The following is an 11,310-nucleotide window of genomic DNA, read 5'->3' on the forward strand; positions in this document are numbered from 1 at the left end:
ACTAGTTCATGGATAACTACCGTTTTACGCGCGCTTTTTGTGACAGGGTTTCATCCATAATGGCGCTAACTTGTTTCATCACCATGCCTGCGTTTTTGACGCCTTTCGCTTCCTGCTCGTGGACCCACTTGGTTTGCGCAGCCCGGTAATGGGTGGCGGTGTTCCACTGTGCAACCTCCTGCGATTGCAGAACGCGTACCGAGGCCCCAGCCTGGCGTAAATCGTCTATCTGGGTGTTAAAACACCTGTCCATGACTGAACCCAGAGATTGATACGCTGTTTCAGCCGCACGCTGAATGGCGACCTGATCTTCATGAGAAAGCGCGTTCCAGGTTTTTTTGTTCATCGTCAGAATATAGAGATGCCCCAGCCACAGATTTTTGGCGAGAAGCACATTGGGTGCGAACTGATACGCTTTAAGAGCGTAACCGCTGTCCACGTTCAGCATCATGCCATCGATTGCCCCCGTTTTTAGTGCGTTATAGGTCTTTTCACCCCAGGGCATGGTCACCGGTTTAGCCCCAGCGTTTTGCAGAAAATCACGGTGCCAGAAGCTGGCAGAGCGCCATGTGCCGCCTTTGATATCGCTCAACGTCGCTATGGGCTTAGCGCTGAAAAAGGCCAGTGGATAGCCAGTGGCAAGGAAAATACTCACCACATTATTTTTCTCAAGTTCAGCCGGAAATGCCGGGATGTCAGCGTAGACGTGGCGGAAGAAGGCCACCTGTTGTTCACTGGCCGGTCCGACGGGAAAGCTTTTAAATATCTGATTCAGGGGCAGCGCGTCGGCGGTGTATTCAGGTACGACAGTCGCCATATCCACCTTTCGTTCGTTGCCGACGTTGCGTAATGCATCGTAGCTGTTACTGAGCTCACCGCTCCAGCGCGCCTCTATTTTCAGCCGTCCGTTTGACTCTTTCTCAATGGCGGGGAAGAGCACGTCGTTAAGAAAGCGAGTGCGCATCCCACCTAGCGGTTCATGATCACTGTATGTCAGGATTTGTGTAGCCGAAACCGTGGTCGGTAGCAGCAGGGCGATGAACAGCATTGCCAGATATTTTCCGTATATTTTGTTGGGGCGCATACATTTCCTTTGCGTTGCTGAGATGAAAAAGGGTCAATGGCGGATGAAATTGTCAGGCCGTCTGCCCGGCTAACCAGCGTGTACCACTTGCTTTCATTTGTTGTTCCAGATCGCTGCCACGGGTGGCAAAGACGCGCTGAACCGGAAAACCACTTTTTTCCAGCAGATAAGCCAGCGCGGCGTATTCACGCGGATATTTCTCTGCCGCACTTTGGTCAATCGCGACCATTCCGAGCGGAAAGGTAAAGCTGGCCATATCGTAAATACTCTGGCGATGGAACAGCTTCCAGACGCCGTCACGTTTTTCTGCCATGTCATAGAAACGGTTATGACCAATGCAGCCCAGATTCAGCTTAACGTGCTCAGCGATAATCATTGCGTTGGTTTCGACAATAGCCCTCGTCGCGTTGCCATTGAAGGTCACTACCGGCGTGCCAATCAGATGCTTGGTGCGCACATCTGACGCTCCCATCCGCATTGAGCCCTCAACGAAATCGCTGGCGAGGCCCTCAAACCACGTGATTTCAATGGTGCCGTCCGGGTGAAAAAGGTTGCGCAGCTGCTGCCATTCCCCCAGATCGCGGTGCATCCAGCCCGTGAGAAGATCGGTAATTTGCAGACGGTCGTCCAAATAGTTTTGCATAACATGTACTCCGGTACGGGATTGGATTTCAGTTTCATCCCCAATGGAGATAAACTCAAATAGATAGATATGACTGATTAATCATTTTATTTGATGACGGAGTAACGATATGGATCTGCGCCATCTGCGCTATTTTCTGGCTGTTGCCGAAGAAGGCCATTTTGGTCGCGCAGCTCAACGCCTGCATATCGTCCAACCTGCGCTGAGTATGCAAATCAAAGCCCTGGAAGAGGAACTCGGTGGTCCGCTGTTTGTACGCACCAGCCGCAAAGTGGAGTTAACGGACGCCGGGCGGCTACTACAGGTCGAGGCGCAGCGCACGCTGGAGCAAGCGGAACACGCCCGACTGACCGTTCAGCGCTCAATACGTGGTGAAACGGGTCATGTACGCGTGGGGTTTGCCGGTAATGCCGTCTTTAGCGGCAAGCTCACCAACGATCTGCGTGCTTTTCGCCGAACCTACCCTGATGCCGAACTGGTTGTGAATGAAGTCGCACCGTTGTTGCAAGCCGAGGCTATCCTGACGGGACAGCTCGATGTGGGTTATACCCCCGATCACCACAAAATCCATGATGCCGCGCTAATGGCTGAACAGATCGGTGTCTGGCACCGGCAAGTGGCGATGGCTGACGACCACCCGTTGGCCGCACGGGCGTCGCTGACAATCGATATGCTCGCCGAGCAGCCACTCATTTTTTATGACGCGCATGGGGCTGATGAGTCGCTTTACACCGCACTTACCGAAATTATGGGCCATGCTCCGCATATCGCCCATTGCACCGCAAGTACCCTAAGCGTGCTTGCACTCGCCGCCGCCGGCCAGGGGCTGGCGCTGGTGCCCGATCCTCTGCAGCATGTGAATATTCCTGGATTGGTATACCGCCCACTGGATGCGCCGGAACTGTCGGCGAATCTGATGCTCATCAGCAGGCAACAAGAGAATAAGGGGGCTGTACAGGCTTTTCTGCAGATAGCGCGTGAAAATGCGGGAGTATAAAAGCAAAAAAACCGCTTAGTTTCCTAAGCAGGCTTCTTAAATTTGGCTCCTCTGACTGGGATCGCCGTAGCCAATAACTGGCTAATAAGTAAGCTAAACTTGAATTCACTGCTTGTCAAGACCACCAGAATGACTACCAATTTGCTGAATAGGTATATAACGATCTGTGATAGAACAAAGTAGCCAAAAAACTTGGTTTCGGTGGTGATGGCAAAGTGCCAGGTTTTCCAGACAGATCTTGATTGAATGGGCTGCTAAGAGACGGTTAACTCATCAAACTGGGCCAGGTTGTACTGTAATGGACAGAGAGGAAAATATCACCAATCACCAATCACCAATCAGCGATCTAGGCCTTGGCATTCAAATGGGTAAAGATAATTTATCTCTGCTGGAAGACCAAAGTCCGCTAAGACGAAGTGAGATTTTTGCTGGCAGTTGAAGCGCTATACTTGCCCTAACTGATGCCATAAAACGCTTGTCGAATATCTTAGGACGTGAAGCGGATATGACTGACCCTACCTGCATTATGTGGGCATGGCCGTAATTAAGGTTCTTGTTTTCAAATTTGAATCACCATGGGCACTGTGACGACGCCACCGATTGTAATTGCACTCGATATAATTAAATACCATAGCTCTTATCATTTCTGGCTGATAACACCTTCCCCGTGGATATATTCTGACACTCAGCTAGTGGAAGATGTTTTCCGCGCACGCATTGCCTTAACAGTACCTAGTTCGCTTATGCGACTGTGTAGTTTATGCCGCCGTAGGGCCATTTGTAACATATTGCAGATCCGGCGGAGTTGCTGTCGTCGGTCCAGCAGATGGTGACGTCGACACCAGATATACTTAACTTCAGGGCTTCGCGATGTATGTCGGGCCTTTTGGAGAATAGTCATTTCTTTGTCATATTTAGCCTGCAGGTATTTGAGTCTGGTATTCTTGGCGGCAAGTTCCTGCTTTTGCTCAGAGCTTGTCAGGAGTTGATGTTGTTCTTTACGCCAGCCATAAGTTTACGATTTCTAATGACCGAGTTTGCGGGTAGTTGCGGCCACATTGATACGTTCAGCGATTCACTATTCATGGATGAGAGCAGAGGTGTGATGCCCGTAAACGTCAAGCTGTACTGAGAGAAACGGTTTATATCTTACACCCGAATTTCTATTTTTTCTGGGTTCCTTTGCTAGATGAATCACATGCAGACAGACTGGCCAACGTGTTGATTGAAATAATATCTTCGCGTGAACTACTGACCCTTTTTGTACCTTACCGACAGTTCATTCGGTCATTCGAGGTGTACGGTGTTCGGCCACGCATGAGAATATGTGCGTAAAGCTATTGAAGGTATGTGACGCGAGAGAATTTGAACTGTATAGATTGTGAAAGGGGGGGCTGGAATTATCGCGAGTATTGAATGTTCAATATATAGAAAGCAAAAAATCTGCTTGCTTTCTTAAGCGGGTTTCTTAAATGCTCTTAAATAACCTTAATTGTAGTATGCTATCTTAAATTTAGGAAAATAATCTTATATCTTATTAAGAAACGAGGGAACTTCTTAAATCCTATTTTGTTTGAATCTGTAATTATCTATTATATTTACAAACAAAGATGAAGTAATGGTTTTTGAGTATTGAATAAAATGTTTATTGATATAATATCTGAAGACAAATACTGTGGTTTAGGTTTGCGTTGTTTTTTATTGTTCTATAATAAAAAATCATTTTTTGAATTTGATACCGTTCTTGACTCTGGATGTGATTCAATTTTTCTTTTGAAGAAAAGTGAAATATACCAGCACAAGAGTAATTTCATTTCTTTCTGCAGGACAAGAAAGGTTGTTATTTCAAAATCATTACCTTTAAGAAATATCCATGACTTAATTATGAACTATGAATGTATTCAGGGTAAAGGAAAGGGGATGTTGTCAAGTTCAGAATTAAATACGCTTTTTTTATTATTCAATGGCATGACTCCAAAAGAAATGGAGTTTATGTTTAAAATAAGTCATAAAACTATTAGCGCTCAGAAGTTGAGTGCCTTAGAAAAATTAGGGTGTAAAAATTTAAAAATACTTTTTCGGACAATGAATGCTTGGGAAAATTGTATTAATAAGGGAGTGCCTTTTCGCAAGTCGGATACATAGTTAGCCGGTTTTTATACTTACATCAGCGAAATTAACATTATTTATGAAAGCATCAAACCCTTTTAACTCATTTTTTAATTATTGTTGCTTTTTTTCATTTTTCACACTATTGCTTTAGTATTTTCTAAAATATCCATTGCTTCTTTAGAAGATGAAAGTATGGGAAAAATATAGATGATATTGAGGATAGTACAGAAGCATATATTCTTGCCTGGAATTTGCAATCTCGAGATGAGGTGTTAGCGGTAGATAGAGGCATTATCGACCTATCTACCGTTACTCCAGAGCAGTTGCGTAGTAGCTTATCCGGAAAGATGAGATCTGAAGTTGAAGGCAGTTATCAAGATTTGGAACAGTTCAGGTTCGTGCGAATACTGACCAAATTTATACGCTTAACAATTACTCTTTTGAATTAATTCTATCTCTGACGATGCGCGAGAATGACTTATTTTTTCACACTAGGGTATTCATCGTGAAGATGGATGCCCCTTGATGAATAATTAAAATATTCCTTAAAGTATTTTTGATTAACAGAAAGCAACCATCTGATAGATGGCTTAAATAATAATGTTATCCATGGGTTATATAAGAGCAGATCATTCTCGCTTAGTAATTCTTTATTAAATTTTATGTGCTAGATGTGGCATTGTATCGCTTAATTCATACTCAATTTTTTTTCACGTGGCTTTGACAACGTAATAATACAGAGTATAATGTTATTAATTTATATTTATGGTGTCAGTATATGTTCTGGATTATTAACGATAATATTAAATTCTATCCAGACAAAAACCAGCTGGTATCGGTGAGTAACCCTGATCTGAGCGCAATGCTGACAGCGCCAGCTAGTCGTTGCTTGGTCCTGTTATTGGAATCTTTTCCAAATATAGTTCCTCAAAAAGATTTTTTCACTTTCGTCTGGGCTGAAGATGGGATGCTTGTCCCGGCAAATACGCTTTATCAGAATATATCAATCGTTCGTCGTGGACTACGAACAACGGGAGAAACCAATGATACGCTGGTTTCAACAGTTCCTCGAAAGGGTTTCCAGATTGATAGTAGTGTGAAGGTTACTAAGGTTTTACCTAAAGAAGCAGAAGCAGAAGCAGAAGCAGAAGCAAGTGAAAAATCGGTTAAAAATGAGCTCCAGGATAAACATTTTTCCCCTGAAGCAGAAATTTCCGTTACTGAAACCCTGCAGTTGAAAACTGATAATAAGAAAGGGTGGAGCTATAACCTCATTGTACCGTTAATATTGATGCTAATATCATTTGGTCTCGGTGTTTTATTAATTCAGCATTCCTGGAATAGTGACGTAGAAAAAAACTTCTTTAGTACATATACCATTAACTCAATAGAGAATGGCTGTCATTTCTTATCCAAAAATGATGATATTAAAAGGTTTGGTAATTTTATAAAATTCAAAAATATGATTAAGCAAACAGGGGTTGATTGTAAGAAATATCCATGGATTTATTTTCTTTCATCCAGCTCAATGCCTGCCCTGTCAGCATTCATCTGTAAAGAACCTTATGAGAATACTTCACATTCAGGATGCGTCACCCTCTATTTTCGGGAGATAACAAGTGACTAAAAGGACGGTGGTTGTATATTGTTTGATTCTGTTTGTCGCAGGCGTAACATTATCATGGTTTTATAGTCTGAAAAAAGAGAGTGGGGATGATGCGGAAGTATGTTCAGCCTCAGTAGTTGTTTACCACAATAATATCCGTGCCAACCTGACGCTGGATTTTATGTATAATTTGAATGAACAAGCAGGCGTCGTCACAGTTAATGGTACTTATTCTAAAGATGATAAAGTTATCGGTGCAATCAGAAGGGATGTATCTTATATATGGACTGAAAACAAAGACTCTTTCAGTTTTACATCAGTCAAAGTGAATAATATTATAAATGATGACTCTGTCTCTGATGAGGCAATTAGTGAATTACTTCCGGATTTTTACATCTACCCTGAAAAAAATGTCGTTTATTCTGTCCTACCACAGGGCTCAGATAGTTTTATGTTCTCAGTAGGCAAACGCCCCGTATTTCTCTGCTACCGTTAAAAATCTCGTTCTTTCCCCTAATGCATACTAGATGTTTCTATCTCTGGTATGCTCCATGCTACTTCTTTTGCTTTTAATTTATTCTCTTTAAAAACAATATCTTGATTATGTTTTTGATGTTGTGTTTTTAACTCTTAAATTTAACTAAATATATTAGTAATGTCATTTAAGGAAATTTAAGAATAGTTAAGATGCATTTTGTTTACCTTTTTATGTTGCCAGTAGATGATCGGTATCATAAATCACTCTTAGTATATTTTTTCCAAAGTAAATATTCTATAAGTTGGTTGGCGTTTATATATAATTGATTTTTACGAGGTTGTTTAAATGAATCGTGTCTTTCGTGTCTTATGGAATAAGGCAGCAGAAAGCTGGGTTGTCGTTTCTGAACTTATGACCACAAGGAAAAAAAGTGGGCAACGTTCGATCTGTACAGTAACAGCTTTGGCGGCGTTGGGAGCTAGTGCTTGGGTATATGCTAATGATGTATCGAGTTTAAATTTTAACCCCGTAGATTGTGATAATGCAGTATGCTCTTTTGAGGTCTCTAATGGCGCATCTCATACTCTTAGCGGGTCGCTTGCGACGATAAATAAAGGTAAAAATAACCAGACATCTTTGACGTACGAAGAAATGGTTGATTTTGGCCTAATTGTCTCGGGATCAAGAGATTGGGAGCGATTAAATACAGGATCCAGGACAGAGGCGGTACTGGTACCTGATACCAATATCCCCGGTTCATATATTTCGGTTCCTGTTTATACCTCATCAAATTTCAATTCTGGTTCATGGGCTATTGATCCGGTTACAGGTGAAGCAATCACGTATTACGTAAATACCGGCGATATTCATGACATGCAGTATGTCAATTCCAGAATGGGGCAAGTAGCCAGTTCAGGAGGAACGTTAACACTTGATTTGGGCGATCCAACCAAAGGGATCTCCGCGAGCGAGAACTATTTTGCTTTGGTAGGAAAAGCGGGAGAAACAGGAAAAACGTCATCCTGGTTTTATGCCGATGGTACAGCAGGAAATAATAGCGAGATTGTCTGGAACTCTAAAAACACCGCATTCCTAGGTTATTACCCTGCTTCAGCCGTAGGTGGGCAAGAAGTTGAGTCGACACAGCGCTTTCAGGTTCCTGTTTATGCAGGAATGTTTAAAGTGACTGATGTAAAAGGGAATACCACGACGCACACCGTGACAGATGTTGCATCGCTGGGGGTATACAATAACTGGGTTATCGATCAACTGAAAAAAGGTAATCTCACCGCCTCTAGTTATAATACCGTTTTATCATATGGTTACAGTTATAAAACGGAGGAGTCTGTGTATAAAAGTTCCTCACTGGTCACTGCCGGTGATGAAGTTACTCTGGCTCCAGGGACGATGGCGCTAGCACAAGCAGATGGCGAAAATGCAAAAGTTCGCCTTACCCGTGAAGGCGACATCGAAGCGAAAGTAAATAACAGTAATATCATTTTTTATGGTTCTAGCGGTGGAACCATTGTTAATGATGGTGTGCTTTCCGGATTTAATTCTGGGACAAGTCTTTCAGCTATTAGCGCCCTGGTGAAAGTGGATACAGGCGGCCACTTTGAAAATAATGGGCTTATGAACGTAGGGTTTCTGACCAACGGTAATGAAATTGATACCTCCACCCCTGTTGATATGTTTACGGCTCGTGGTGTGCTTGTTGGCGCGAATAGCTCTGTCGATAACACCGGCATTATCAATGTAGGATCGGCAAACCAGGCGCGTCAGAATTTACCTAACCAATTGATACGCGGCATAACGCTCAATGCTACGGGTAGTAAGGGCACTAATAGCGGAACAATCAATGTCGCCGTTAATGCAGATGGTTTTTCTCCACTGACTACGGGGGTGGAGTTAATCGGCAAGAGTTCTTTTGGGGTTGCGCCGGAATTCACTAATAACGCTGATGGGGAAATATATATCGGTCGCACTGCCCAGTATCTCTCTGGTGCGGGGGGTAAGGATATCCCACTTATTGGTAGTATCGGAGTGATGGCTAGTGGCGCTTCGAAAATTAAGAATGCAGGAAAGATTACCATTGGCGCAGAAACGCAGGGCGCAGTGGGTATAAAACTCACAGCCGGGGCAACAGGGACGAATACCGAAACAGGGGTTATTAATGTTAACAGCGCGGTATTGGGGTTACAAAATCTCGCCGTTCAGGCTGGCGATGGGAGTAAATTCACACATAACGGCACCATTAATCTTAATGGTGTCAATCAGGTAGGGTTGAAGGCCACTACTGAAAACTTATCCGGTGAAAGTGGAAGGTCGGCCAAGATTATCGATGCTGGTATTGTGAATATCAATGGCAGTATGGGGACGGAAGGGGTTCGTAGCTACGGTTTAATGGCTGAGGGTGCTGGATCACTGATTGATATGCAAGGTGGAGAGATCAACCTGAATGGTGATGGTGGTATTGGTGCTTATGCCATCGATGGCGGTCGTATCAATATCGCCGCAGGTAGCAACATTAACTTCAATAGTGGCGTGAATGGAATCGGGTTCTTCGCATTTGGTGAGGGGTCAACCATAAATATTGGCGGTAACCAGCCGCTGGATATTTCTATCGATGATTCCACGCTTATCCGTATTGATAGTGGTTCGACGCTGGCTACTCAACCCAATCAGAAGTTGATAGCTTCCGGTAAAAATTCCACAGCATTGGTAGTAAGCGGCGAAAATTCTCACGCAAATATGGATTCTCTTAACTTCGCAATCACCGGTGAAAAATCCACAGCAGTACGAGTGGAAGGTGGGGCAAGAGGGGAAATGAGTGGGGCCTCGCAACTGGCGCTCAGCGATAAAACGACGGCAGTAGTGATAGATAACATCCGCTACGATGTTAATGGGGTGGCTGTAGGGCGTGGTGATTCTCTATTTACTAATACGGCTGATATTTATGTCAATAACGCCAAAAGTGTGGTGTTGTTTAATGTTAATAACGGCGCGAAATTGATCAACACCGGCAATATTGAACTGAGCGATGGTACTGCGATTGTGCTGAGCGGCGTAGGATCAACGGTTTCACCTGATACGGCGGGGCAATTTGGCTCGATAACTGTGAATGATGGTAACGCAGGCATTCAGGTGGCTAAAGGTGCAACGCTCAATACATCAGCATCGATCACTGTGGACGGTAGTGCTAGTGCGCTACTAGTAAACGCTGATGCGGGACGTGTTGTGCTCAATGAAGATGCTCATCTTACGGGGAAAAGTGGTGGGTATGGAAACATTATCACTAACCAGTCCTCTTCCGGGAATGTTCTGGTTGATGGTGCAACCATTGAGATGTCGGGTTCTGGAGCAGCTTTACTGTCAGAGAATAATATCGACTCGCTATCCCATGGGTATATTCTTGTCTCCAGTAACACGGGGGCAAAGGGATTGCATTATCCGCAGCGGATGGCTCAAGAGGTGAAGGTAGTCTGGAAGTCAGCGATAACTGGAAAATTGATGTTCTGGGTGATGGCTCCGGGGTATATAGCAACACCACTGGCTCGTTGGTTGTTTCAGGGGTTATCGATGTATCCGGAACGGGTAATGCGGTGAAAAGCGATGCGACGGATATTTTGTTTATTAACCCTTCGGCTGTGCTCACTGGCCAAAATTCCAAAGCTGTACTTGTTTCAGGTACCTTAAACCAGATGGTGAATTCTGGCCAGATTCTAGCACATTCTGTGACTGACATGGCGGTAGAGCTGAGTGATTCCGATGAAATACTGATCAACACAGGCAACAGCAAAACTTCAGGTGTGATTCATACCGGTGCAGGAAATGACACAGTACTGTTTACCGATAACAGTTTGCACAATGGAATACTTAAAACCGGTGATGGTGACGATACTGTGACTATCCAGGGGAATAACGTCTCGGTTGAGCATCTGGAAGGTGGGGCCGGGCATAATACCTTTATTCTGAGCAATGTCACCCAAGCAGTGGCTGATGAAAAGCTCAGCAAGATGATCAATGGTTTTCAGTCTATACATCTGTCGAATGCAACTATTCTCGATCTACAACGTGATTTTTGGGAAGACGATCTCTCTAACCGGGCGACAATAGCAGGACGTACTCTTGATATCGATGAGAGCAGTAGATTAACAATTTCCAATGATCAACGGTTAACTGCCGATGTGAACAATAGTGGGAATATTGCTTTCCTGGGAAATAGAAATACCTTCGCATTTGAGCAGAATATTGTTAACAGCGGAATGTTTGCTCTTAATGCAAATAGACGTGTCGGAGATACGTTACAGGTTAACGGCGATTACCATGGCAATGGTGGTGAGATTAGTTTTGATGTTGTGTTAAACGGTAGACTGGCCCCCTGAATCTC

At 43.9% G+C, this 11,310-nt stretch carries 8 protein-coding genes and 1 pseudogene; 7 read left to right on the top strand and 2 right to left on the bottom strand.

The genetic code is table 11. The features are described 5' to 3' along the window. Positions 1 to 16 precede the first annotated feature (16 nt). The gene (gene dctP, locus FDW95_RS06390) at positions 17 to 1,084 is read right to left on the bottom strand and encodes a TRAP transporter substrate-binding protein DctP (RefSeq protein WP_115258173.1); all 1,068 of its coding nucleotides are present in this window, start codon (positions 1,082 to 1,084) and stop codon (positions 17 to 19) included. 52 nt (positions 1,085 to 1,136) lie between these two features. Continuing rightward, complete coding sequence (locus tag FDW95_RS06395) at positions 1,137 to 1,727, bottom strand: nuclear transport factor 2 family protein (protein ID WP_115258174.1); 591 nt, start codon at positions 1,725 to 1,727, stop codon at positions 1,137 to 1,139. A gap of 109 nt (positions 1,728 to 1,836) precedes the next feature. Here FDW95_RS06395 and FDW95_RS06400 point away from each other — a divergent pair, with 109 nt between their 5' ends. From FDW95_RS06400 to FDW95_RS06425, 7 genes and pseudogenes are all read left to right on the top strand, one after another. Continuing rightward, positions 1,837 to 2,724: a LysR substrate-binding domain-containing protein gene (locus tag FDW95_RS06400; RefSeq protein ID WP_115258175.1), complete on the top strand. Its 888-nt coding sequence runs from the start codon at positions 1,837 to 1,839 to the stop codon at positions 2,722 to 2,724. Between the two features lie 166 nt (positions 2,725 to 2,890). Next, positions 2,891 to 3,134, top strand: a pseudogene (locus FDW95_RS23520) (IS110 family transposase); the annotation flags it as partial. 1,231 nt (positions 3,135 to 4,365) lie between these two features. Continuing rightward, positions 4,366 to 4,869, top strand: a complete 504-nt coding sequence (locus FDW95_RS06405) for a hypothetical protein (RefSeq protein WP_135953068.1) — start codon at positions 4,366 to 4,368, stop codon at positions 4,867 to 4,869. 745 nt (positions 4,870 to 5,614) lie between these two features. Further along, on the top strand, positions 5,615 to 6,463 hold the full coding sequence (locus FDW95_RS06410) for a winged helix-turn-helix domain-containing protein (RefSeq protein WP_137363442.1): 849 nt from the start codon (positions 5,615 to 5,617) through the stop codon (positions 6,461 to 6,463). Next, positions 6,456 to 6,938 carry a hypothetical protein gene (locus FDW95_RS06415; RefSeq protein ID WP_115258179.1) on the top strand — a complete coding sequence of 161 codons (483 nt, stop codon included), beginning with the start codon at positions 6,456 to 6,458 and terminating at the stop codon, positions 6,936 to 6,938. Before FDW95_RS06410 ends, FDW95_RS06415 begins: the two co-directional genes overlap by 8 nt. Positions 6,939 to 7,265: 327 nt before the next feature. Beyond that, a complete protein-coding gene (locus FDW95_RS06420) occupies positions 7,266 to 10,526 on the top strand; it encodes an ESPR-type extended signal peptide-containing protein (RefSeq protein WP_137363443.1) in 3,261 nt (1,086 codons plus the stop codon). Continuing rightward, a complete protein-coding gene (locus FDW95_RS06425) occupies positions 10,523 to 11,305 on the top strand; it encodes a hypothetical protein (protein ID WP_137363444.1) in 783 nt (260 codons plus the stop codon). Before FDW95_RS06420 ends, FDW95_RS06425 begins: the two co-directional genes overlap by 4 nt. Positions 11,306 to 11,310 lie beyond the last annotated feature (5 nt).

Origin of the sequence: Citrobacter sp. wls718 (genome assembly GCF_005280945.1) — a bacterium.
GTDB classification, from domain to species: Bacteria; Pseudomonadota; Gammaproteobacteria; order Enterobacterales; family Enterobacteriaceae; genus Citrobacter; species Citrobacter gillenii.

Coding starts and splice junctions, on each gene's coding strand:
- dctP (WP_115258173.1), bottom strand. CDS start 1,084: ATGCGCCCCAACAAAATATACGGAAAATATCTGGCAATGCTGTTCATC.
- FDW95_RS06395 (WP_115258174.1), bottom strand. CDS start 1,727: ATGCAAAACTATTTGGACGACCGTCTGCAAATTACCGATCTTCTCACG.
- FDW95_RS06400 (WP_115258175.1), top strand. CDS start 1,837: ATGGATCTGCGCCATCTGCGCTATTTTCTGGCTGTTGCCGAAGAAGGC.
- FDW95_RS06405 (WP_135953068.1), top strand. CDS start 4,366: ATGTTTATTGATATAATATCTGAAGACAAATACTGTGGTTTAGGTTTG.
- FDW95_RS06410 (WP_137363442.1), top strand. CDS start 5,615: ATGTTCTGGATTATTAACGATAATATTAAATTCTATCCAGACAAAAAC.
- FDW95_RS06420 (WP_137363443.1), top strand. CDS start 7,266: ATGAATCGTGTCTTTCGTGTCTTATGGAATAAGGCAGCAGAAAGCTGG.